The 23,118-nt window shown below is 57.4% G+C and carries 22 protein-coding genes; 16 read left to right on the plus strand and 6 right to left on the minus strand.

Annotation, left to right across the window (positions count from 1 at the left end):
* Positions 1–2: 2 nt before the first annotated feature.
* The 4 genes from PJL69_RS15565 to PJL69_RS15580 all read left to right on the plus strand — a co-directional run bounded on the left by PJL69_RS15565 (position 3) and on the right by PJL69_RS15580 (position 4,283).
* Positions 3–1,211, plus strand: coding sequence for a phosphopentomutase (locus PJL69_RS15565; RefSeq protein ID WP_271310482.1), 1,209 nt, complete (start codon positions 3–5; stop codon positions 1,209–1,211).
* Positions 1,208–2,194: an adenosine deaminase gene (locus PJL69_RS15570; RefSeq protein ID WP_271310483.1), complete on the plus strand. Its 987-nt coding sequence runs from the start codon at positions 1,208–1,210 to the stop codon at positions 2,192–2,194. The genes PJL69_RS15565 and PJL69_RS15570 overlap by 4 nt, the downstream gene beginning before the upstream one ends.
* Entirely contained in the window at positions 2,191–2,823 is a 633-nt protein-coding gene (upp, locus tag PJL69_RS15575; RefSeq protein WP_209098515.1) for a uracil phosphoribosyltransferase, read from the plus strand. The genes PJL69_RS15570 and upp overlap by 4 nt, the downstream gene beginning before the upstream one ends.
* A 773-nt stretch (positions 2,824–3,596) precedes the next feature.
* Positions 3,597–4,283 carry an SPOR domain-containing protein gene (locus PJL69_RS15580; RefSeq protein ID WP_271310484.1) on the plus strand — a complete coding sequence of 229 codons (687 nt, stop codon included), beginning with the start codon at positions 3,597–3,599 and terminating at the stop codon, positions 4,281–4,283.
* Between the two features lie 26 nt (positions 4,284–4,309).
* On the opposite strand, the gene PJL69_RS15585 is transcribed toward PJL69_RS15580, so the two are convergent.
* Entirely contained in the window at positions 4,310–5,320 is a 1,011-nt protein-coding gene (locus tag PJL69_RS15585; RefSeq protein WP_271310485.1) for a hypothetical protein, read from the minus strand.
* Positions 5,321–5,462: 142 nt separating this feature from the next.
* A complete protein-coding gene (fsa, locus tag PJL69_RS15590) occupies positions 5,463–6,116 on the minus strand; it encodes a fructose-6-phosphate aldolase (protein ID WP_271310486.1) in 654 nt (217 codons plus the stop codon).
* A 179-nt stretch (positions 6,117–6,295) separates the two neighbouring features.
* Here fsa and PJL69_RS15595 point away from each other — a divergent pair, with 179 nt between their 5' ends.
* The 4 genes from PJL69_RS15595 to PJL69_RS15610 all read left to right on the plus strand — a co-directional run bounded on the left by PJL69_RS15595 (position 6,296) and on the right by PJL69_RS15610 (position 11,437).
* Positions 6,296–8,491 carry a primosomal protein N' gene (locus tag PJL69_RS15595; RefSeq protein WP_271310487.1) on the plus strand — a complete coding sequence of 732 codons (2,196 nt, stop codon included), beginning with the start codon at positions 6,296–6,298 and terminating at the stop codon, positions 8,489–8,491.
* 137 nt (positions 8,492–8,628) lie between these two features.
* A complete protein-coding gene (locus PJL69_RS15600; protein ID WP_271310488.1) occupies positions 8,629–9,861 on the plus strand; it encodes an MFS transporter in 1,233 nt (410 codons plus the stop codon).
* A 70-nt stretch (positions 9,862–9,931) separates the two neighbouring features.
* Positions 9,932–10,810 carry a 50S ribosomal protein L11 methyltransferase gene (locus tag PJL69_RS15605; protein WP_271310489.1) on the plus strand — a complete coding sequence of 293 codons (879 nt, stop codon included), beginning with the start codon at positions 9,932–9,934 and terminating at the stop codon, positions 10,808–10,810.
* Between the two features lie 279 nt (positions 10,811–11,089).
* Positions 11,090–11,437 carry a hypothetical protein gene (locus PJL69_RS15610; RefSeq protein WP_271310490.1) on the plus strand — a complete coding sequence of 116 codons (348 nt, stop codon included), beginning with the start codon at positions 11,090–11,092 and terminating at the stop codon, positions 11,435–11,437.
* Positions 11,438–11,595: 158 nt separating this feature from the next.
* On the opposite strand, the gene PJL69_RS15615 is transcribed toward PJL69_RS15610, so the two are convergent.
* Positions 11,596–11,784: a DUF1127 domain-containing protein gene (locus PJL69_RS15615; RefSeq protein WP_271310491.1), complete on the minus strand. Its 189-nt coding sequence runs from the start codon at positions 11,782–11,784 to the stop codon at positions 11,596–11,598.
* A 329-nt stretch (positions 11,785–12,113) separates the two neighbouring features.
* On the opposite strand from PJL69_RS15615, the gene ruvC reads away from it, so the two are divergent.
* The 4 genes from ruvC to PJL69_RS15635 all read left to right on the plus strand — a co-directional run bounded on the left by ruvC (position 12,114) and on the right by PJL69_RS15635 (position 14,808).
* On the plus strand, positions 12,114–12,620 hold the full coding sequence (gene ruvC / locus PJL69_RS15620) for a crossover junction endodeoxyribonuclease RuvC (RefSeq protein WP_209098261.1): 507 nt from the start codon (positions 12,114–12,116) through the stop codon (positions 12,618–12,620).
* Complete coding sequence (ruvA, locus tag PJL69_RS15625; protein WP_271310492.1) at positions 12,617–13,342, plus strand: Holliday junction branch migration protein RuvA; 726 nt, start codon at positions 12,617–12,619, stop codon at positions 13,340–13,342. The genes ruvC and ruvA overlap by 4 nt, the downstream gene beginning before the upstream one ends.
* 3 nt (positions 13,343–13,345) lie before the next feature.
* Complete coding sequence (gene ruvB / locus PJL69_RS15630) at positions 13,346–14,383, plus strand: Holliday junction branch migration DNA helicase RuvB (protein WP_209098278.1); 1,038 nt, start codon at positions 13,346–13,348, stop codon at positions 14,381–14,383.
* A gap of 68 nt (positions 14,384–14,451) precedes the next feature.
* A complete protein-coding gene (locus PJL69_RS15635; protein ID WP_271310493.1) occupies positions 14,452–14,808 on the plus strand; it encodes a hypothetical protein in 357 nt (118 codons plus the stop codon).
* Between the two features lie 4 nt (positions 14,809–14,812).
* Here PJL69_RS15635 and PJL69_RS15640 read toward each other — a convergent pair whose 3' ends face one another.
* Positions 14,813–15,679 (minus strand): DMT family transporter, encoded by an 867-nt coding sequence (locus tag PJL69_RS15640; RefSeq protein WP_271310494.1) that lies wholly within the window; start codon positions 15,677–15,679, stop codon positions 14,813–14,815.
* 120 nt (positions 15,680–15,799) lie between these two features.
* Between PJL69_RS15640 and dacB the strand changes: the two genes are divergently transcribed.
* Positions 15,800–17,296 (plus strand): D-alanyl-D-alanine carboxypeptidase/D-alanyl-D-alanine endopeptidase, encoded by a 1,497-nt coding sequence (gene dacB, locus PJL69_RS15645; protein ID WP_271310495.1) that lies wholly within the window; start codon positions 15,800–15,802, stop codon positions 17,294–17,296.
* Positions 17,297–17,456: 160 nt separating this feature from the next.
* Positions 17,457–19,100 (plus strand): ATP-binding protein, encoded by a 1,644-nt coding sequence (locus tag PJL69_RS15650; protein ID WP_271310496.1) that lies wholly within the window; start codon positions 17,457–17,459, stop codon positions 19,098–19,100.
* A 63-nt stretch (positions 19,101–19,163) separates the two neighbouring features.
* On the opposite strand, the gene PJL69_RS15655 is transcribed toward PJL69_RS15650, so the two are convergent.
* A complete protein-coding gene (locus tag PJL69_RS15655; RefSeq protein WP_209098284.1) occupies positions 19,164–19,586 on the minus strand; it encodes a tellurite resistance TerB family protein in 423 nt (140 codons plus the stop codon).
* Positions 19,587–19,729: 143 nt separating this feature from the next.
* On the opposite strand from PJL69_RS15655, the gene PJL69_RS15660 reads away from it, so the two are divergent.
* Together PJL69_RS15660 and PJL69_RS15665 are read left to right on the plus strand one after the other, a co-directional pair.
* A complete protein-coding gene (locus tag PJL69_RS15660; RefSeq protein WP_271310497.1) occupies positions 19,730–21,382 on the plus strand; it encodes a lysine--tRNA ligase in 1,653 nt (550 codons plus the stop codon).
* A 129-nt stretch (positions 21,383–21,511) separates the two neighbouring features.
* Positions 21,512–21,928 carry a DUF4864 domain-containing protein gene (locus PJL69_RS15665; protein ID WP_271310498.1) on the plus strand — a complete coding sequence of 139 codons (417 nt, stop codon included), beginning with the start codon at positions 21,512–21,514 and terminating at the stop codon, positions 21,926–21,928.
* Here the strand turns inward: PJL69_RS15665 and PJL69_RS15670 are convergent.
* Positions 21,925–22,815, minus strand: a complete 891-nt coding sequence (locus PJL69_RS15670; RefSeq protein ID WP_271310499.1) for a DMT family transporter — start codon at positions 22,813–22,815, stop codon at positions 21,925–21,927. The genes PJL69_RS15665 and PJL69_RS15670 overlap by 4 nt on opposite strands.
* Between the last annotated feature and the right edge of the window lie 303 nt (positions 22,816–23,118).

Consider the following 23,118-nt stretch of genomic DNA (forward strand, 5'->3'; position numbering starts at 1 on the left):
CGATGGCACGTGTGTTTCTCGTGGTGATGGACTCTGTGGGGTGTGGGGGAGCACCCGATGCAGCAGATTTTTTTAATGATGCGCTGCCAGATACCGGGGCGAACACGGTTGCCCATATCGCTCAGGCCTGCGCCAACGGTCTCGCAGAGTATGGGCGTAGTGGTCCGTTGTCTTTGCCAAATCTGGATTCGCTCGGTTTGGGGGCCGCAGTGCGATTGGCGTCTGGTGCTGAAACGCCGGGTCTTGAGGCTGAGCCAACAGGTTTCTGGGGTGCAGCGAGTGAGCAAAGTGCAGGCAAAGATACGCCCTCGGGTCACTGGGAACTCGCCGGTTTGCCTGTACCCTGGGATTGGGGGTATTTTCCAAAGTCTGAACCGTGTTTTCCTGAAGCGCTTGTTGCGAAAGTCTGTGCACTCGCGGGAACAGAGGCCATTTTGGGCAACTGTCATGCATCGGGCACTGTTATTATCAACGAACTTGGTGCGGAGCATGTCAAATCCGGTGCTCCGATTTGTTACACCTCAGCAGACAGCGTTTTTCAGATCGCTGCACATGAAGAGCATTTTGGCCTTGAGCGCTTGATCACGCTGTGTCGCGAACTTGCGCCAACCCTCCATGAGATGAAGATTGGCCGCGTGATTGCGCGTCCCTTTGTGGGCGATGCAGCGACAGGTTTTGAGCGCACAACCAATCGTCGCGATTTTGCGATCGCGCCGCCGGAGCCGATCCTGACCAATTGGGTGCAAGACGCTGGAGGTGCGGTCCTTGGTGTCGGTAAGATCGGCGACATTATGACGATGGCGGGTATAGACAGCTGTACCAAAGGCAGTGACGCAAAGTTGATGGACGACTTGCAAGGTTTGTCTGAGACTGCGCCTGCAGGCAGCCTGACATTTGCGAATTTTGTGGAATTTGACAGCCGTTATGGACACCGCAGGGACATTTCGGGCTATGCGCGCGCGCTGGAATGGTTCGACCGTGAAATTGGCGATTTTATGAATAAGATGCGCGACGGAGACCTACTTATTCTGACGGCTGATCACGGCAACGACCCAAGCTGGCCAGGAACGGATCACACCCGTGAACGCGTCCCAGTGCTCTGTGCCGGTGTCGGGGCCGGAGAGGCTGGATTGATTGATTTTGTAGATGTGGCGGCGACGGCGGCGACACATCTTGGCATTACGCCGCCGCGTGGAAGGAGTTTCCTATGACCGTTGCCGATCTCAAGAAAATTGAGTTGCATATTCACCATGAGGGTGCGGCGCCGCCTGCGTTCATCAAACAGCTCGCGCATGAAAAAAAGATGGATCTGAGCAAAGTCTTTGCCGAAGACGGCGGCTATGCGTTTGAGAATTTTGTGCACTTCCTGAGTGTCTATGAAGCTGCAACAAGCGTGCTGACAGGGCCAGAAGAATTCGCGCGTTTGACCGCCGCTTGGCTTGAGGAAAGCGCAGCCAATGGTGTTGTTTACACAGAAAGCTTCATCAGCCCGGATTTTTGTGGCGGCGGAGATGTGGGGGCTTGGCGTGAGTATCTGCATGCCATCCAAGAGGCCGCCAGTGCGGCCGAAGCCAAACATGGCATCACGTTGCGGGGGGTTGTAACGGCTGTTCGACATTTCGGCCCTGAGAAATCCCGAACGTCGTCTTTGTGTGCGGCAGAGACAGCGGGTGAATTTATTGTTGGTTTTGGTATGGGCGGCGATGAAGGGCAGTTCAAACAGGGCGACTTCGCCTATGCATACGATCAGGCGCGTGAGGCGGGTTTGAAGCTCACCACGCATGCGGGTGAATTTGCTGGGCCTGAGAGCGTTTGGGATGCGATCAACGATCTGAATGTAGAGCGCATCGGTCATGGTGTGCGTGCGATCGAGGACCTCGATCTGGTTAAAGAGTTGGTGGCGCGCGATGTAACACTAGAGGTTTGTCCGGGCTCAAACGTTGTGCTTGCCGTTTACCCGGATCTGGCGTCACACCCCATTCAGAAACTTCGGGATGCAGGCGTGAAGGTGACAGTCAGCACGGATGATCCGCCGTTCTTCCACACCACCATGCGTCGCGAATATGAGATGCTTGCGCAGGTCTTCGGTTGGGATGAAACGGATTTTGACGGGATCACCAAAACCGCGCTTGACGCCGCCTTCTGTGACGCAGATACGAAGGCAATTGTGGCCAAGAGACTGGAGAAAGCCTGATGGATCATTTGACTGTAGTGAACCACCCACTGGTACAGCATAAGCTGACAATCATGCGGGATGAGGCGACTTCGACTGGTGAATTCCGCCGCTTGCTGCGCGAAATCAGCCAGCTACTCGCCTACGAAGTGACGCGCGAATTGCCAATGACCACAAAGCGTATCAAAACGCCGATGGTTGAAATGGATGCCCCGACACTGGCGGGTCGTAAGCTGGCATTGGTGTCGATCCTGCGCGCAGGCAATGGCCTGTTGGATGGAATGCTCGAACTCGTGCCATCGGCGCGCGTTGGCTTTGTTGGCCTCTATCGCGACGAAGAAACATTGGAGCCCGTACAGTATTACTTCAAAGCGCCAAGTGAGCTTGATGAGCGGCTTGTGATCGCGGTGGATCCAATGCTGGCAACGGGCAATAGTTCCGCTGCGGCCATTGATTTGCTGAAAGAGCAGGGCGCAAAGAATATCCTATTCCTCTGCCTGCTGGCCGCACCAGAAGGTGTCGCGCGCATGAAAGAAGCGCATCCAGATGTGCCTATTGTGACGGCCGCTTTGGATGAGCGTTTGAATGAAAAAGGGTATATTTTGCCTGGTCTCGGAGATGCGGGTGACCGTATGTTTGGCACGCGCTAGGCGAAAATAAGGCTTTTCAGTGGTTTACTCACTGTAAAGATTTTGGCTAATGTGCCCCTACATCTTGTGGGGGCAAAATGACACTAGTCAAATTTCTTGCGATTGCGGTTCTCGCAGCGGCATCCGGAGTCGGGGCAGCTCAGGCGCAATCAATCAGCGACAGGCAAACCCCGGCGGAGTTTCCCCCGGCGAATTTTCAGGGCAAACAATTTGTCGACAGTCGCGGGTGCGTCTACATTCGCGCTGGCGTAGACGGCGCGACAACCTGGGTGCCTCGTGTCACGCGTGATCGCAAAGTGATCTGTGGATTCAAACCCACGTTCGACACTGCCTCTCGCCCGACAAGCGCAGCCCCTCAGTTAGACAGCGATGTTGTACAGATTGAGCCCGCTGCCCCACCTACGGAAAAGCCCTCGTTGTTTGGCAACGCGCGGCCAACGCCTCAAGCCGTGCCGCCGTCCCCCGCACCGGCACCAGCAGCCGCGGCAACAGCAACGGTCGTAACACCGGCGCCGAAAGCCGCGCCGGTTGTAGTACAGCCCAAGGCGCAAGCGGCGCCCACCAAATCAAACGCGAAGGCCGCTCCCAGCGCAGTGAAAGCCGCCCCGACGAAAACTACAGCTGCGCCTGCTCCGTCACCCGCACCCGCGAAGACTGTTTATACAAATCCTACCCCGCAACCAGCTGAGCGTCGCACTTCAAAGCAGTCGCCGCGGGCTTCGGGTATTGTCTCTCCTTGTCGGGAGGGCGTGACGCAATACAAAGGATCCAGCGTGCGTTGCGGTCCGCAGACGCAATCGCCTGTTACACCTGGTGTAGGTGGCACCATCTCGACCCCGCCTCAGATCAATCTGGAGCAAAGCAGCGCATTGCCGCGACCTCCTGCTGGCACTGTCGTGCGCCGTGGCGAAGTTGCCGCAGATGTCAGGATTGTGCCCAAACATGTGTATGAGGCACGCCGAACAAATTCTGTTTCTTCTTATGTACCTGAAGGGTATCGACGCGCCTTTGAAGACGGGCGTTTGGACACGGAGCGCGCTGTTATGACCTTCGCGGGTCATGAGCAGACCAACCAGATTTGGACGCAGACCGTGCCGCGCCGCTTGATCCAGGTGACTTTGGACAAAGGAGCTTCGGAACAAACCATCACGAGGTACAAAACCGGAGAGCGGATCAAAACCCAAACGGTTTCCACCAAGGCTGAGGCCCCACAGAAAGCCTTGCGTCTAGCTGGTACGTCATACGTGCAGGTGGCAAAGGCGGTTGATGCGACCCAGGCGCAAGCTTTGGCGCGGGATGTGCGCCGGCTGGGTGTCCCGGTGCGGATCGGGCGTTATGAGCGCGACGGCGCAACGCAAAGAATTGTGTTGGCAGGGCCGTTTGCAACGCAAGCAGAGGCGTCATCTGCGCTGGCCAAGGCCAAGAGTGCAGGGTTTGGCGGTGCGTTCCTGCGCAAGTAAATCGACAGCATCGTGATTTGTGGCTCTTAGCCGCCGCAAATCTCCTGAAGCGCCACCCAATATCGATCTATTAGAACGGGTTCGGGCAAATTGTCTGTGAATGGGGCCGCTTCAATCAGCGCCAGCGTGCTTTCTCCGGATGGGTCCTGCGCCAAGGCATAGGGTTTCAGGCGCACGCGCTTCTCCTCAAAGGCTGCAATCAGTGCATCATCCGGCGCCGCCATTGGGGGCGCGCTGATCAGTGCCTCAATGTGCTTGCTGAGCAGCGCGTCTGGCAAGGTGCCAGTGGTGAGGAGGCGCAGGCTGGCGCGAATACCGCCGCTTTCTAAAAGTCCACGCAGCGGGTCTGCGATCGCGGCCTGCGCGGCGATGACGTAACCTGCGGCCACATCCGGCTCCTCAAAGTCTTCCACTGCATCGCGCCCCAAAAGCACGATGTTGCCAGGCAAAGCCACCGCATCTCGCAGGGCGCTTGGCACCACTGTGATGGCGCGCACTTGCAAGCGTTTCTGAAACGCGTCAAGGGCGGGCAGCGCTTGTGAACTGCTGCACGCCTTACCGGTCAGCTGCAGCGCGTGGGTTTGCAGCTCTTGTCCAATGGTTTGCCGCGCCACATTGGGTACAACACGCAGGGCATGGTTGATCAGTGCATTGGGCAGCCAGAATATACCCAACGCTGCAATCGTTGCGATGGACCCGCCAAAAATGAATTTGCGTAGCCTACCTGTTGCCTTTCCTGGATTGGCCACCGCTTTGCGCAGCTTTTCGATGGCTTCGACCACCTCTGGGTGGTCAGCATCTATTTCCAGTGTCTCGCTTGGGTCGCCGTCCGGGTAAAACACGGCGGGCCGTTCGCCTGGGTTGAGCCTGCGCACGGCGGGAAGGGACCAATGGGTCAGCGCCCGATCATTGCTGTCTTTGATCACCAATGTCGCATCTCCCAGCGACACAATCACATCTCTGCGTTGTGTGTCAGGTGTCTCTCGCCACAGGGCTGTGGCTTCCAGACGTTGGAATTTTTCGAGTGCAGTGCTCATGGTGGGTCTGCTCAGGCCTCTGATTGGCTCAATCCCTAGCATGGGCGCGAAGGGCGGGGCAATCACTTGCCCCACAGAGGCAGAGCATAAAAAAGGCCCGGACAAAGTGCCGGGCCTTGATGTTTTTACTTCCGATCTTTGATCAGAGGATTTTGATGTCCGCCGCTTTGATGTCTGCGAGGAAGGCATCAAGACCTTTATCGGTCAGCGGGTGGTTGATCATGGATTTGATCACGCCGGGAGGGGCTGTCATCACGTCTGCACCAACCAGCGCACATTGGGTGGCGTGGTTCACGGTGCGCACGGAGGCGGCGAGGATTTCGGTTTCAAAACCGTAGTTGTCATAGATCTGACGGATATCTGCGATCAGATCCATGCCATCGATGTTGATGTCGTCCAGACGGCCGATGAAAGGAGAAATGAAGCTTGCGCCTGCCTTTGCGGCCAGAAGCGCCTGATTGGCGGAGAAACATAGGGTCACGTTCACCTTGTGGCCTGCATCAGTCAGGGTTTTGCAGGCTTTCAGGCCGTCCCAGGTCAGCGGCACTTTCACTGCGATGTTCTCAGCGATCTCAACCAGCTTGCGGCCTTCTGCGATCATTTCGTCGGCATCGGTTGCGGTGACCTCGGCAGAAACCGGGCCTTCGACCAGATCACAGATCTCTTTGGTCACTTCGAGAATGTCGCGGCCGGACTTTTTGATCAGGGAGGGATTGGTGGTGACACCATCAACCATGCCAAGGGCGTTAAGCTCGGCAATGGCGTCGATTTCGGCAGTGTCTACAAAGAATTTCATGTCAGGTCCTTTGCTGGGTTTGACAAGTGCATGGGTGTTTGGTGCAACTGCGGGATTGCGCTGCGGCTGTGATGGCTTTACCCGATAGAAGGCCGCGCCGAAAGCTGTAATGCGCCAAAAGGGCGCAATATTCGTTAGCGATAACGGTATTTGGCGGGCAAAGCTGGCAAGAGGGCCTTTTGAGCGACGCAGAGTTTTATCCCGAAGGGGCTTTGATTGCGGTTCTGACCACGCAACCGCTGGACCGGGTTTTGGATTACAAAGCACCGGCCGGGGGCGTTTGGGCTGGCAGCTTTGTCGAGGTGCCGCTGGGGCCGCGCAAAGTGCTTGGTGTGGTCTGGGGGATGGGCAAGGGCGATTATGACATCTCCAAAATTCGTGCGGCCAATAAGGCGCTGGACGTGGCACCGATGCGAGCCGATATGCGCAACTTTTTGCAGCGTGCCGCCGATTACACCCTGACACCCCTTCATGCGATGCTGCGGCTCGCGACCCGTGCGCCGGGGCTCAGCGATCCGCCTTCAATGCGCAAGGTGTACCGCCGCGGCACAGGTGCGCCAGATCGACAGACCGACGCGCGGCGGCGGGTACTCGCAACGTTGGAAGACTACGGCGGGCTGGCGTTTACTCTGGGCGAACTTGGCGAGATGGCGGGGGTCACAAACTCGGTCATCAAGGGGCTGGTGAAACAAGGCGTTGTGCTGGAAGAAGCCGCGCCACGGGACACACCATATTTGCGGCTTGATCCGGACTATGGCGGCAAAGAGCTGACAGCGGATCAGGAAGCCGGGGCGGCAGAGCTACGCGCCGGTATTCAATCAGGTGTCTATGGCACCACTTTGCTGCGCGGGGTCACGGGCTCCGGCAAAACAGAGGTTTATCTTGAGGCTGTCGCGGAATGCCTGCGCAAGGGGCGGCAGGCGTTGGTGCTTTTGCCAGAGATCGCACTGACCGCCGAATTTCTGACCCGCGTTGAGGCGCGGTTTGGTGCGCGCCCAGCGGAATGGCACTCCGGTGTAACCATGACCGAGCGGCGCCGCGCATGGAAGATGGTGGGAGAGGGTGGCGCACAGCTCGTGGTTGGCGCGCGCTCTGCGCTTTTTTTGCCTTATCGTGATCTTGGTTTGATCATCGTCGATGAAGAGCACGACACCTCCTATAAGCAAGAGGACGGCGTGCTCTACAACGCGCGCGATATGTCGGTGCTGCGTGCGGCGATGTGTGACGCACAAGTTGTTCTGGCGTCGGCCACGCCTTCGCTGGAAACCTGGGCCAACGCCGAAGCGGGCAAATATAAGCGCCTTGAGTTGACCAGTCGTTATGGGGCTTCCGTGCTGCCAGAGATGCGCGCGATTGATATGCGCACGCAAAAGCTGCCGGCCAGCCGTTGGATTTCCCCGGCCTTGAAAGAGGCTGTAGATGCACGCATTGCCAAAGGCGAACAGGCGCTGTTGTTCATCAACCGCCGCGGCTATGCGCCTGTTACGATTTGTCGTGCCTGCGGGCATCAGATCGGCTGCGATCACTGCGACGCGCGTATGGTGGAGCACCGTTTCCTGAAACGTTTGCTGTGCCATCAGTGCGGCGAAACAAAGCCCATGCCTGACGCCTGTCCGAGCTGCGAGGTCGAAGGTAAGCTTGCGCCAGTCGGTCCGGGGGTCGAGCGGCTGGCTGAGGAGGCACAAGAGCTTTGGCCAGACGCCCGTCAAGCGGTGTTGAGTTCCGATTTGTTTGGCTCTGCCCGTGCGTTGAAAGAGAGCATTGAGACCATCGCCAATGGCGGCGCAGATATCATCATCGGCACGCAGCTGGTGGCCAAAGGGCATAATTTCCCGCTGCTGACGCTTGTCGGCGTGATCGATGCAGACCTCGGCTTGCAAGGCTCTGACCTGCGCGCGGCGGAGCGGACTTTTCAGCTCATGCGCCAAGTTGCCGGTCGGGCAGGGCGCTCTGAACGCGCGGGGCTTGCGCTGTTGCAGACCTTCCAGCCGGAACACCCCGTGATCCGCGCGATCCTGACCGGCGATGAAAACGGCTTTTGGCGGGCTGAGGCGGATGAGCGGCGCCACGCTGTGGTGCCGCCTTTTGGCCGCATGGCTGGGATCATCCTTTCAGGCAGCGATGTTGGGCAGGTGTTTGATCTGGGCAATGCGCTGGCGCGCAATTCTGATGCTCTGCGCGCGATTGGAGCTGAAGTTTACGGACCGGCCCCGGCACCGATTGCGCGTGTGCGTGGACGGCACCGGGTGCGGCTTTTGGTGAAAGCCGACAAATCCGCGCCACTGCAAGCCGCCTTGGCACGTTGGATTGGCCAGTTCCGCCTCAAAGGCGATCTGCGCCTCGCTGTCGATATTGATCCGCAGAGCTTCTATTAAGTGTAGGGTTTCCTCTTGCCGCCAACATCCCGGAGCGCGAGGCAGAGCGTCGCATTTGTCTTGCGTGCAAATACGCAGCCCGGCTTGTGCATCCTTTCGCTCTCGCCTTTTGGGGTGTTTCCCAGTATGCGCTAAGCATGTTTGAAAAAATTGCCATTGATGACGCACAGGCTTTGCCATGGTGGCGTCGCCCAATCGCGCTTTTGTTCCTGATGGCGCTGGCCATGCCCATCGCGTTCAACACATGGAGCGCGCTGCTGAATAACTTTGTCGTAGAGGTTGCAGACTTTGACGGCTCCGACATTGGCCTTTTGCACACCGTGCGGGAAATACCAGGCTTTCTGGCGATTGGGGTGATTTTCCTGCTGCTCTTCATTCGCGAGCAGGTTCTAGGCTTGATTGCCCTTCTGCTCTTGGGCGTTGCAACTGCGCTGACCGCCTATTTCCCCAGCATGGGCGGTATTTTGATGATCACCCTTCTGAGTTCTATTGGGTTTCACTACTATGAGACCGTGAACCAATCGCTTCAGCTCCAATGGCTCGATAAGAAGCGTGCGCCCAAAGTGCTGGGCTGGCTGGTGGCCGCAGGCTCTGGCGCAACGTTGATTGCCTATGGGCTGATTGTGCTGAGCTGGAAACGGTTTGATCTGAGCTATGAGGTTGTCTACCTCGCCGGGGGCGGCATGACCGCGCTGATTGCGCTGTATTGTATTTTCGCCTTCCCGCAGTTTGAAGGCCGCACGCCGCAAGCACGTAAGATGGTGCTCAAAAAGCGCTATTGGCTCTATTATGCGATGCAGTTTATGGCGGGCGCGCGCCGACAGATATTTGTGGTTTTTGCCGGCTTCATGATGGTCGAGCGCTTTGGTTTTGACGTGCATGAAATCACGGCACTCTACCTCATCAACCTTGTCGCCAATATGATCTTTGCCCCGATGATCGGCGCGGCTGTTGCCCGATTTGGGGAGCGGCGCACCCTGATCTTTGAATACGCCGGTCTGGTGATCGTGTTCCTCGCCTACGGTGGCATCTACTTCTTCGGTTGGGGGCTTGTGCTGGCGGCCACGCTCTATGTGGTGGACCATTTGCTGTTCTCCCTCGCACTGGCGCTGAAGACCTATTTCCAGAAGATTGCCGATCCTGAAGATATGGCACCAACCGCTGCTGTCGCCTTCACCATCAACCACATTGCGGCGGTGTTCCTGCCGGTGCTGCTTGGTTTGCTTTGGCTTGCCTCCCCGGGGGCGGTGTTCGTGCTGGCGGCGTCTATGGCGGCGGTATCGCTTGGTCTGGCCTTCCTGATCCCGCGCCACCCTGAGAAAGGCAATGAAACCCGCCTGACACGCCCTTTGGCCGCCGCTGCAGAGTAGTTTGCCCCGTCAGGCTTGACGAAGCTGGGCCAAGACCCTAGGCCCGGCACAAAGTTTCTGGAGATCTGTTATGGCCACATTCACCGCGCTGACCACGCTCGTCGGGAAATCCCAAGCTGAGGCGCTTGGCGAAGCCATGGAGCGTCTGGTGCCGGAACCCACCGGTGTGGGCGTCTTTGAGATTGAAGATGGATCTGGTCTTTGGGAAGTGGGCGGCTATTTCACCGAGGCGCCTGATGAGGCGGGCCTCGCCGTTCTCGCTGCTGCTTTTGAGGCAAAGCCCTTTGTAGTGTCCGAACTGCCGGAAACCGACTGGGTGGCCCATGTGAAGCGTGAGCTGGCCCCTGTGGAGGCCGGGCGTTTCTTTGTTTACGGCAGTCATGATGCAGACAAAGTGCCGGAAGGCGCCGAGCCGCTGTTGATCGAAGCGGCTATGGCGTTTGGCACTGGGCACCACGGCACCACGCTTGGGTGCCTCAAGGCGCTGGATCGTGTTGCAAATGAAGGGTTTGTTGGCGCGAACGTCGCTGACATCGGTTGTGGGACGGCCGTATTGGCTATGGGAGCGGCACGCATCTGGCCAAACAAAGTGCTCGCGAGCGACATCGATGAGGTTGCCGTCGACGTGGCGAAGGCCAATGCCGTCGCCAATGGTTTGGAAGGCAAACTGATCTGCCTAGAGGCCGCGGGCTTTGGTCATCCCGACCTGGCTGCCAAAGCCCCATTCGATTTGGTCTTTGCCAATATCCTCAAGGCACCGCTTGTCGATCTCGCACCAGACATGGGGCAGAACATTGCGCCAAGTGGCTTTGCCATCTTGTCAGGCATTCTGAATGAGCAAGCAGATGAGGTTGTAGCGGCCTATCAGTCGGCTGGTTTTGACGTGCACACACGCGAAGAGATTGGCGAGTGGACGACACTTACCATGCAGCGGAACGCGGTGAACTGACGCTTCACAGGCATGAACCAATGATCGCTCCTTAGCGAGAATCAAGGTTGGGCGTCCCAGAATTGGGGCGCCATTTTTGTAACTCACCCGCACTTTGTTTCGACTTTGAAGACGGTTGAGGGTCTTAGGTGTTTCCGTTTCGAAATTGACATCATCTGTTAAGCATAAGTGTCAGTTTTGTCTCGAATTCGCCACAATTGCGGTGAGTTGGCTTGATTTTAGGGCAATTTTTGGCCAATTTTAGACATGTTTGGTGGGGGCCAAACTTGGGTAATAGCCATGAGTGAATCCAACGCTGAGTTTCATGAGCGTCTTGCACGGATTTACCGCCAGCAGGCGGAAGCCGGGCCCAAGGCGCGTGAAGCGGTCGTGGTCGATCGCAATGGATACATTATTGTGCGCGGCGCAGGACGACGGCGCAGCATCCCGTGGCACGGCTTGGGCATGGTCGTGATGTCTTTTTTCGTCATCAAAGGGCTCATGATGTCGCAACTGGGGCCTGACTTTTATTCGCAGGATGTGGCAAGGCTGAGTGGTGGATCCGCCATCGAGAAAGCCGCCGCCTGGACGATGCGCCCGGACCCAGTGTCTCGTTGGATCGCAATGCAGATCAAAACACACAGCTAAACGCTATTAGAGTTCATGGATCCCTCCAAGATCCTATGCGGCCTCGGGTTCTCTCCCCCGGGGCCGCCTTTGTTTTAAAACAAAAAAACCGCAGCCTCCCCAAAGGCTGCGGTTTCCTGACCCGAAGGAATGCCCTTCGTGAGCGGTGCTTGGCAGGCTCAGCGGTAGCGAGCGATATCAGCACGCGACATGCCGATGTCTTCCAGCTCGCGGTCGCTCAGCTGTTCCAGAGCATTGCGGGTCATGCGTTTTTCATTCCAATCTTTGACTTGGGCGGTAACCGCGCCGAAGGTTGCGCGGATACGACCGGCAAAACTTGGATAAGACGCTGTTTCAAATGAGGCCATATCAGTGCTCCTTTTGCTAAATTGGTATGGACTTTGTTCTAGGATGGAGCGCAGATAGAGATGCGAAGGATGGCTCGCAAGCTGGATTCTGGCATAGCTCCTATGCGGCAATTGCATGGGTTGGGCTGTTATGCTGAGTCATAAAAATAAGGCCTGAAACCGACCCTTTGCAGTTCGTTCCCGTCGCATCCAGATCAGCCATGTTGGCGCTGCAATTCGGGCTTGCTTTCTACGCATGCCATTTTTTGAATGGGATCGGGCTTGGCGTTTGTTCTCGTTTCGTGCTACTTCGGCAGAAATAGAACAACAAAGCAGAAATGGGGCAGGCGATGCGTGTTTTGGGGATTGATCCCGGTTTGAGAAACATGGGCTGGGGCGTGATTGACGCAGATGGCAGCCGCTTAAGCCACGTTGGCAATGGAATTTGTCATTCGGTGGGTGAAGATCTCGCCGCGCGCCTGCTCTCGCTGCATGAGCAACTGACTGATGTTGTTGCACGTTTCCTACCTGATCATGCGGCGATTGAGCAAACCTTTGTGAACAAAGATGGCGCGGGTACGCTGAAGCTCGGCCAGGCGCGGGGCATTGCTCTTTTGGTGCCAGCGCAGGCAGGTTTGATTATTGGCGAATATGCGCCCAACAAGGTCAAGAAAACCGTCGTTGGTGTCGGCCACGCAGAAAAACATCAAGTAGAACATATGGTTAAGTTGCAGCTTCCGGGTGTGCAAATAACTGGGCCGGATGCGGCAGATGCGCTGGCCATTGCGATGTGTCATGCGCATTATGCACGGGCAGGGGCGGGGTATGCCGCCGCATTAAAAAAGGCGCAGGCATGATTGGGAAGATTTCCGGAACGCTGGAGTATCGCAGCACAGACCATGTGTTGATCGATGTGCGCGGCGTCGGCTATATGGTTTATTGCTCTGACCGCACGCTGGCTGGGATGCCGGGTGTTGGCGAAGCCGTGGCGCTTTATACTGACCTTCTGGTGCGGGAGGATTTGCTCCAACTCTTTGGATTTGCAAGTCTTTTTGAGAAGGAATGGCATCGTTTGCTGATGAGTGTGCAAGGCATTGGCGCAAAAGCCAGCCTTGCGATCCTTGGCACTTTGGGTGCCGAAGGTGTGAGCCGGGCCGTCACGCTTGGCGATGTGGCTGCGATCAAAGCGGCCAAAGGTGTCGGCACTAAGACCGCACAACGTGTTGTTATTGAACTGAAAGACAAGGCGCCTGAGGTCATGGCGCTTGGCGGTAGCCTGAGCAATGCGATGGCCGCAGCAACAGCCGAAGGAGCACAGTCGGTCGCAGAAGAGGACGCGGTGATCGAGGATGCAGCGCCTCAGCCCATCGCGGCTGGAGATGGTGCGTCAGGGGGCAAGGGCTCCGCAGCTGCGGCATCGATGAGCGTGCAGGCCGACGCCCTGTCTGCGCTTGGCAACCTTGGCTACAGCCCGTCTGACGCGGCAACTGCGGTGGCTCAGGCGGCGGGCGAAGATCCTGAGGCTGACACGGCTTCACTGATCCGATCGGCGCTTAAGCTACTGGCACCGAAGGGATAATTTATGGATCAGCCAGACCCGACACTGCGCCCGGAGCCCCGGCCTGAGGATGCTGACCGTGCGCTGCGCCCGCAGGAGCTTGAAGCCTTTATTGGTCAGGCGGAGGCGCGGGCCAACCTGCGTGTGTTTATTGAGAGCGCTCGGCGGCGGGGTGAGGCAATGGATCACACGTTGTTCCATGGTCCGCCCGGTTTGGGGAAGACCACGCTGGCGCAGATCATGGCGCGGGAGCTTGGGGTGAACTTCCGGATGACCTCTGGCCCGGTGCTGGCCAAGGCTGGAGATCTGGCGGCGATCCTGACAAATCTGGAAGCGCGGGATGTGCTTTTTATTGATGAAATTCACCGATTGAACCCGGCTGTGGAGGAAGTGCTCTATCCGGCGATGGAGGATTTTGAGCTTGATCTTGTGATCGGTGAAGGGCCTGCGGCGCGGACAGTTCGTATTGAATTACAACCGTTTACGCTGGTTGGGGCGACCACACGGCTTGGGCTGCTGACCACGCCTTTGCGGGACCGTTTTGGTATTCCGACGCGGCTGCAGTTTTACACGGAAGATGAGCTGAATGAGATTGTCACCCGCAATGCCCGCAAACTGGGTGTGCCATCGCAAGAAGGCGGGGCGCGCGAGATTGCGCGGCGGTCGCGGGGCACACCGCGGATTGCCGGGCGGCTGCTGCGGCGTGTGGTGGATTTCGCGCTGGTGGAAGGCGATGGTATCATCACAAAAAGCCTTGCAGATGGGTCACTTACGCGGCTTGGGGTCGACAATCTGGGCCTTGATGGGGCTGACCGCCGCTACCTGCTTTTCATTGCGGAAAACTACGGCGGTGGCCCTGTCGGCATTGATACGATCAGCGCCGCGCTGAGCGAGAGCCGGGACGCGATTGAAGAGGTGATTGAGCCGTTTCTTTTGCAGCAGGGTCTTATTCAGCGCACGCCGCGCGGACGTATGCTTGCGCAAAAGGCGTGGCGGCATTTGGGGCTTTCTGCACCAAAACGACCGGATCAGTCGGACCTGTTTACTTCTAAAAAGAGCTGAAAATTAGATGTCGGTATTGCGTCGGTATCACGACTGTATTGCGACGGTGCAATTTTCGGGGTGAGTGGATGAGTGAGAGTGTTAAGGGATCGCACCGCAGTGTGACAGAGTTGGCGACACGTGCAACGCGTGTGAGCGATATTTATGCGCAGAATTTTGGTATCACGCGTGATGCAACATGGCATCTGGCCAAGCTGACAGAAGAACTGGGAGAGCTGCAGGCTGCCTATCTTTCCGTGACCGGAAATCAGCGTGGCAGTAAGTCAGACACTTCTGCGCGGCGGGCGCTAGAGGATGAGGCTGCGGATCTGTTTGGTTTCTTGCTGGTCTTTGCGCAATGGCAGGGGATTGATCTGGAAGCTGCGTTTGAACGCAAATGGGGCAAATATCTTGAGTTACCTGCAGAGCCAGTATCCGGCGAGTAGCTGTTTAGCGTGTAGCCTGCTGCCGCAACCTTCTGGCCTGTAGCCCCGGTAATGCAGCAGAGAGCACTCCAGCCCCAAGGATGAGCGTGAGCCCGACCCAAGTCAGGGTGGCTGGCAGCGTGCCAAAGATCACCCAGCCGAGTGCGGTGGCGCTGAGCAGTTGCAGGTAGACCAGCGGGGCAAGCTGTGCGGCTTCGGCGCGGCGATAGGCGAACAGCAGAAGCAGGTTGCCGCCCATGGAGAAAGCCGCGCTCGCAACGGTCAGGGCGCTGAACTCCAGCGTCATGCTTTCTGGCACATGGGGTAGACCCAACGGCGTCAGAATGAGCGCACCCAACATAAGCTGAGTGACCAGCATGTCGGTTGGCCGCACAGTGTCTGAAAGCCAGCGGGAGATTGTCAGGAAGGTGCCATAACACATCCCCGCGCCAACCGCATAGAGCAGGCCGGTCGACATGTTGGCGCTGGGGCGTACGACGAGCAGCACACCAATGAAGCCAACCGCCATCAACATGTTGCGGCTGGGGGTTGCAGGCTCTTTCAAGAGCGTGACGGACAGCAGATATGAAAAGATCGGGCCGATGAAGAAGGCGGCAAACACATCTGCGATCGGGGCGGTCTGCAGGGCGTTTTGAATGCAGAAGATTCCGCAGCTCATGAGAGCGCCGCGCAGCCAGATCCCCCAGTGGCGCAAGGCGCCTATCATCGACGGGCGCATCAACGGCACCACCATCAGCGCGCCAAGAGCAAAGCGGGACCACGCCACAAAGATTGGACTGGCCTCATGGTTTTGCATCATCAGTTTGCCAGCAGTGTCCCCGGCAGGGATCATCGACATGGCCACAAACATCAGAGCAAAGACTTTGAACATGCACTTCCCTTAACAGGTAAATTAACGAAGCTAAACCCCATGAGATTTGTGTGTTTTGTTCGCAGGAAAGCGCTGCGCAGCTGTTGAACCAAAGCGCGGAACAGCGCTACGGTTGCTGTCATGACAAAGCGCTTTTCTCGCCGTTCGTTTTTGACGCTGACTGCCGCAAGCTTGGCGACGCCGGGTTTGGCAAATGCCCCCAGCCGTTCTTTGCGCCCTGTGCTGCGCCCGAGCGCGCAGTCGTTGATCAACGCTGCGCCGACAGCTGAGAGCCTGATCCGGGACAGTGGGCTGTCCGGCAAGATCAGCTATGCCGTGGCACGGGCCGGAGAGGGGGGCGGCATCTTGGAGGGGCACAATGCGGCGGCGGGTCTGCCGCCTGCGAGCGTCACAAAGGTGCTGACGGCGCTTTATGCGCTGCATTATCTGGGGCCGACCCATCGATTTGTCACAAGCCTTGTTGCTGTGGGGACTGTGCAAAATGGGGTTCTGAAAGGTGATCTGGTGCTGCGCGGCGGGGGCGACCCGACGTTGGACACAAATCGGCTTGCCGATCTGGCACGGACCTTGAAAGCCTCTGGCATTCGTGAGGTGACAGGGCGGTTCTTGGTGTGGGGCGGAGCGCTGCCTGCGACTAGGCAGATCGACGACAAGCAACCCGCTGAGGCAGGTTATAATCCTGCGGTGTCCGGGCTCGCGCTGAACTATAATCGTGTGCATTTCGAATGGAAGCGGAGTGGCAACGGCTATGGTGTGACGATGGATGCGCGCAGTGATAGATATCGTCCTGCGGTCACGGTGGCAGAGATGCAAATCGCAAACCGGGCGGTGCCGGTTTATACCTACAAGTCTGCTGGGAAAACGGATCAGTGGACGGTGGCACGGGGCGCGCTTGGCAATGGGGGCGCGCGTTGGCTGCCGGTGCGGCAGCCAGAGCTTTATGCCGGTGAGGTGTTTCGCACGCTTGCCCGCGCCCATGGGGTGCAGTTGAAAGCGCCGAAGGTGGCGCGGGATGCGCCGCGTGGCACCATTGTGGCGCGCCAGCAAAGCCCTGATTTGCGCACGATCCTCAAAGGCATGTTGAAGTATTCGACCAACTTGACGGCGGAGATGGTGGGGTTGGCGGCGAGCCAGGCGCGCGGCGCGCATCCTGCTTCGCTTCGGCAGTCAGCGGGTGCGATGAATGCCTGGGCCAAAGAACAGATGGGAATGCAGGCGGCTGCGCTGGTGGATCACTCTGGATTGGGAGAGGCGTCGCGGCTGCGGGCTGATGAGACGGCGCTGATGTTGGCGAAGGCGGGGCAGCATGCGGTGTTGCAGCCGATTTTGAAAGACATCCCGCTGAGAGATGAGAACGGCCGCCCGATCAAGTCTCATCCGGTGAAGGTGAAGGCCAAAACGGGGACCCTGCATTTTGTGAGTGCCCTAGCAGGATATCTGAATGCGCCGGATGGCAAAGTTCTGGCGTTTGCGATTTTTGAGGCGGATGTGAATGCGCGGGCGCGGTTGATTGGGCCGAACAGAGAGAGGCCCAAGGGCGCGCGCACCTGGAATGGGCGTGCAAAACGATTGCAGCAGGCTTTGATTGCACGTTGGGGCACGGTGTATGGGGCTTAGCAAAGCACGTGCCGTGGAGGTGACAGAAACGCAGCATTCTATGGCGATTTAGGCAGAGCGATTGGTGTCGACCACTTGTTTTGTAACAGTCTCGTAACCATGTCACCTTACCGTTTTTGCATATGACTTGCGCTTTGGGCGTAAGACTGAAGAGTTGGGTATGTCCTGTATGACAAAGGATCTGATGGATCAGTTTGCGTTCCTTGATGCTGTGAAGGGTGCGATTTTTGTGCTTGAAGTCGCACAGGATGGCATGCCGCGCTATGCTAAGGTGAACAAAGAGTGGCAACTGCGCACGGAGATTGATGCGGCGTTCGCGATCGGAAAAACAGCCTACGAGATTTTTGGTGGTGCCAATGGCAAGCGCGGGCTGCAGTTGCATCTGGATGCGATGGAAGCGCAAACAGAGATGGCCTATATCGTCACCATTCCATTTGAAAACAGGATCGCGGATTTCCGCACCACGCTGATGCCGGTTTTTGATGATGCGGGGAAGCTCACGCACATTGTTGGCACCACAGATGACATCACTTCCGCGCGGGAGCGGGATCAGGCGCTAGAACTCAATCGATTGGCGCGTGAGGAAGCCGAGAACGCGGTGCACGCCAAAGAGCGATTTCTTGCCAATATGAGTCATGAGATTCGCACGCCGATGAACGGTATATTGGGCATGTCGGAGCTTTTGGCTGAGACGGACCTCAATGCACAGCAGCGGCTTTTTGCGAAAACGATTCACAACTCTGCTGATGCGCTGCTGACCATCGTGAATGACGTTCTGGATTTTTCAAAGATCGAGGCAGATAAGATCTCTTTGAATGACGGACCTTTTTCGTTGCGAGATTTGGTACAGGAGTGCTGTGCACTGCTGGGGCTGCATTCGGATGCAAAAAACCTGAAAATGGAAGTAACCTACCCAGAGAGTGTGCCGAGCGCCTTTATTGGTGACGTCAACCGGTTGCGCCAAGTTTTAATGAATCTGATAGGCAACGCGGTGAAGTTCACGCAGGAGGGTGGGGTGTATGTCAGTGTATCCTACGACTCAGAAGAAGCAGATAGGCCGCTGAAGATTGCGGTGACCGATACGGGTGCTGGCATCGCGCCGGGCCAGCAAGAGGTGATTTTTGCAGCCTTTGAGCAAGCGCATGAGGATAGCGCACTGCGTGGCAAAGGCACGGGGCTGGGGCTGGCCATCAGCAAGGCATTGGTGGAGCGCATGGGCGGTACAATCACAGTTGAGAGTGTGCCGGGGGCGGGTTCTACTTTTGTGTTTTCATTGGGATTGGCACCCAGCGATGTGGTGCCTCTTCCTGTGGCTGCGACTGTCCGACCAGCCTATCAGGAACCGGACGCAGTGGGCGAGCCCACACCCAAACTTGTTTGGTCAAGCGACAAGATCGCGGCGCATAGGCGTTTTGACGTTGCTGGGCCACCACTGTTGTCGGGGCTGCGAGTCTTGGTGGCGGAGGACAATCGCACAAATCAGCTTGTTGTGCGCAAGATGCTCGAGCCCGCCGGGGTGGACTTGCACGTCGTCGAGGATGGTTTGGCTGCGCTGACAGCTTTTGAGGCACGCCCTTGGGATCTTGTTTTAATGGATTTGTCGATGCCCGTGATGGGCGGTCTGGATGCCACCCGTGCAATCCGGGAGTTTGAGCAAGAAAAGGGCTTGGCGCGGTGCAAGATTGTTGCGCTGACCGCCAATGCGCAACCCAGCGATGAAGAGGCCTGTCTCGCCGCTGGGATGGATGATTTTCTGAGCAAGCCATTTCGCAAACGGGCTTTGCTTGACGCACTCAACGTATAACTCAGGCGCCTCCGCAAGGTTGAGGAGGGCCTGTCATCGCTGCGTACCCTAAACCTGTCGCGGTCAGGTCATGTGACGTGCGCGTGCGCCGCGTTCGATGCCCGCTGCGTGCAGGCGATCCAGATCCAGCTCATAGCGGATTTCTTCGAGCAGGCGCAGCTCTGGTTCGGCCAGCGTGCCGTCCGCCGCAGCCACATCACAGGCCAGCGCATAGGCGGTTTCAAACAGACGCTCATCCAAATTGTCGCGCACCAAACCAAAGAGAGCGGCCAGACCGTCTTCCTGCTCAAACAGATCAAACACGATCTGGCTGATAATCTGCATCCGGTCGAGATCATACTCGGCAAAGACTGGCAGGTGATTGACCGCCGCCTGAATTTTCACGAGTTCTGCGGTGCGGATGTTTTCATCAGAGGCGGAGACAGCCACCATCACCAAGACCAGGCAGTCCTGCGGCGTGAGCGGGTGGGGAAGTTCTTGGGTCACGTGCAAATCCTTTGCAATGCTGTGTTGCAGTGCAGAATATTGACTGCCAGTCTCTGGGGCAATAGGAAGCGTCGGATTGTCGCGTGCAATGAAGCACGTGGCCGTTTTTTGCTGAAACCCCGATCCTGAACCGGAGATGGACAATGTCTGACCTGCGCGCAGCAGCCCTCGAATCCAAAGCTTGGCCTTTTGAAGAAGCCCGAAAGCTTCTCAAACGCTATGCAAAGGGTGCGCCTGAGAAGGGCTATGTTCTGTTTGAAACCGGCTATGGCCCATCGGGTCTGCCGCACATTGGCACTTTTGGCGAAGTGGCCCGCACCACGATGATCAAAGTGGCCTTTGAGGCGATCAGCGACATTCCCACGAAACTGATCTGTTTCTCTGACGATTTGGACGGGCTGCGCAAAGTGCCGTCAAACGTGCCAAACCCTGAGAATCTTGAGCCCTATCTGCAGATGCCGCTGACGGCGGTGCCTGATCCGTTTGGCACGCATGACAGCTTTGGTGCGCACAACAACGCTATGTTGCGCCGCTTCCTGGATACTTTCGGCTTTGAGTATGAGTTCTACTCGGCCAAGGAATTCTATGAAACCGGCCAGTTTGACGAGGTCTTGAAGCGCGCGGTGGACAACTATGATGCCATCATGGGGATCATGCTGAAATCACTGCGCGAAGAGCGCGCCGCGACCTATTCGATCTTCTTGCCGCTGCACCCGGAAACCGGTCGTGTGCTTTATGTGCCGATGAAAAAGGTCTGCGCGGAAACCTATACCGTCACCTTTGATGACGAGGACGGCAAAGAGTGGACCGTGCCAGTGACCGGCGGCAATGTGAAGCTGCAGTGGAAGCCGGACTTTGGTGCGCGCTGGGCCGCGCTGGGCGTCGATTTTGAGATGTATGGCAAGGAGCACGCCACCAACGAAAAGATCTATGATGCGATCTGTCGTGCGCTGGGAGGGCGTCAGCCAAACCACTTCTCTTATGAGCTGTTCCTGGATGAAAACGGGCAGAAGATTTCGAAATCTTCGGGCAATGGTGTGTCGATTGACGAGTGGCTGACCTATGCTTCCACCGAAAGCCTTGCCTATTTCATGTATCAGAAGCCAAAGACCGCAAAGCGGATGCATTTTGATGTGATCCCGAAAGCGGTGGATGAGTATCATCAGCAGTTGCGCGCCTATCATGGGCAAGACATCAAGGCGCAGTTGAACAACCCGGTGTGGCACATTCACGGCGGCGACGTGCCGCAATCGGATATGGTGGTGCCCTATTCCATGCTGCTCAACATTGCCTCTGTGTCCAACGCCGAAGACAAAGAGACGCTTTGGGGCTTCATCAACAAATATGCGCCTGACGCGACCGCAGAAACGCATCCGGGTATGGATGCGGCGGCCGGTCATGCGGTGCGCTATTTCAATGACTTTGTGAAGCCTGCGAAAACCTATCGCGCGCCCACAGAGCAGGAGCGCCGTGCGCTGGAAGACCTGGCGGGGGCGCTGGCGTCGCCTGAGACAGCGCTGGCCGTGATCGCAGCCAAGAACGCATTGGTGGGCAACGAAGATCCGCTGCCGGAGCCAAACTTCACGGATGAGGAATTCCTGCAGTCCATCGTTTTTGCGGTTGGTAAAAATCATGGGTTTGAACCGCTGCGCGATTGGTTCAAGGCGATCTATGAAGTGCTTTTGGGCGACTCCCAAGGCCCACGCTTTGGCAGCTTCATTGCGCTTTACGGCGTGGAAGAAACTCTGACACTGATCCACAGCGCGCTGGCGGGCGATCTGGTCAAGCCTGCGTAAGTAGCAGAAATAGAAAGACTTTTGCAGCAGGCCCCACTTCGGTGGGGCCTGTTTGCGTTTGGCGGTGCGATGCGTCGAATGATCTGGGCGCGCGGTTGCGGCGTAGCCTTCCTAAAGGGAGGGACTGAGATGAAACATATTTTGCTCGCCTTTGTTGTGGTGCTTGAGTTCACGCGAGCCGGTGCGGCGCAGGCCCAAGAGAGCGCTAAGGCGGAAATTGAGGCGGTGATCAGCGCACAGATCGAAGCTTTTCGAGGCGACGATTTTGTCACCGCCTTTGGATTTGCCGCGGACAATATCAGACGCCTGTTTCTGACGCCTGAGAACTTTGGCGCCATGGTGCAACGCGGCTACCCGATGGTGTATCGACCCGAAACGGTGCAGTTTGGGGCGCAAACCTTGGAGGGGGCTGCGGTCTGGCAGCGCGTTTTGATGAAAGACGCAGCTGGGGTCACACATGTGCTGAACTATCTGATGGTGCCGCAGAATGGCGTCTGGCGGATTGCTGCCGTGCAGTTGCAGCCCGCCTTAGATGCGGCCGCTTAAGTCTGTTTGCTGCGCCCTTCGCGCCAGACCAGAATGCCCGCCGCTGTCAGGATCACGCCCGCGCCGAGCCAGCTGATGGCATCGGGCAGCACAGAAAAGACCAAAGCATCATAGAGGGCTGCAAAAGCGAGCGCGGCGTAAAAGAACGGTGCAACAAAGCTCGCATCAGCGAGCCGCATGGCGTTTATGAAGCAGGTCTGTGCAGAGGCCATGAGAAGGCCAATGCCCGCCAGCGCAGCCCATTGCGGCCATGTTGGCATGTGCCAGACAAACAGCGCGGCGGCCGTCGCGATCGCCAGGCCAATTGCATTGTTGATCAGCAAGATCTGAAAGGGGCGTTCGCGGCCTGTGAGCTTTTTGATAAAGATCAGCTCTCCCCCCATTGAGACAGCTGCGCACAGCGCAAGGATTGCGCCAAATTCCAGAGCGTCAGCGCCCGGTCGGGTGAGGATCATGGCGCCCGCAAACGCAAGTGCCGCTGAGCCCCAGCGCCATGGGCCAATTTTTTCACCCAGAAACGGAATGGCCAGCAGCATGCCCACGACCGGGTTCAGAAAGCTGATTGCGGTGGCGTCCGATAATGGGATGAAAGCCGCGGCGGCAAACATGAGCGTCACGCCCCCCCAGCCAAGTGTTGAGCGGCCAATGTGCAGCCCCCAGTGAATACGGCTGAAGGTTGGGCGCAGGATCATCGCGGCTGTGGCAAACCCCAGAAAGGCAAACAGAAATCGCCCATGGCTGATTTGCAGTGGGTGCAGTGCAGGACCAAGGGCACCTGTGCCAAGCGCCTTGGCCAGCAACGTTGTGCCTGCTGCAAACGCCGAGGCTGCAAGCGTGAGCGCGGCGGCGAGTGCAGGATTCGAGGTGGGCACAGGTGTGGGTTGCATGAGCGATTTATGAAGCGGACGTTCCGGGCTGACAAGGCCGTGATTTCGTCGCTGCATAAACGGGATTGAAGGGTTCGAAATGGGTACATTTGGCGAAAACTGAACGAAATGGAACTTTGGGGTTCCCATTCGTCGTTTGACCGGTTAGGGAGGCCTTATGACCAGATGTGCTTACAAATCCTTGCTGCGACGCCGACGCCTTATTGCGTAATCGGCATCTGTGCCTGTGAATGGTCTTAAGCGTTAGAAAGTGACGCAACCCCCTTCAAAAACATTGACGTAAATGCCTTGAGTGATGCAGTC

It is taken from the genome of Shimia sp. MMG029 (genome assembly GCF_027947445.1).
Classification (GTDB): Bacteria; Pseudomonadota; Alphaproteobacteria; order Rhodobacterales; family Rhodobacteraceae; genus Shimia.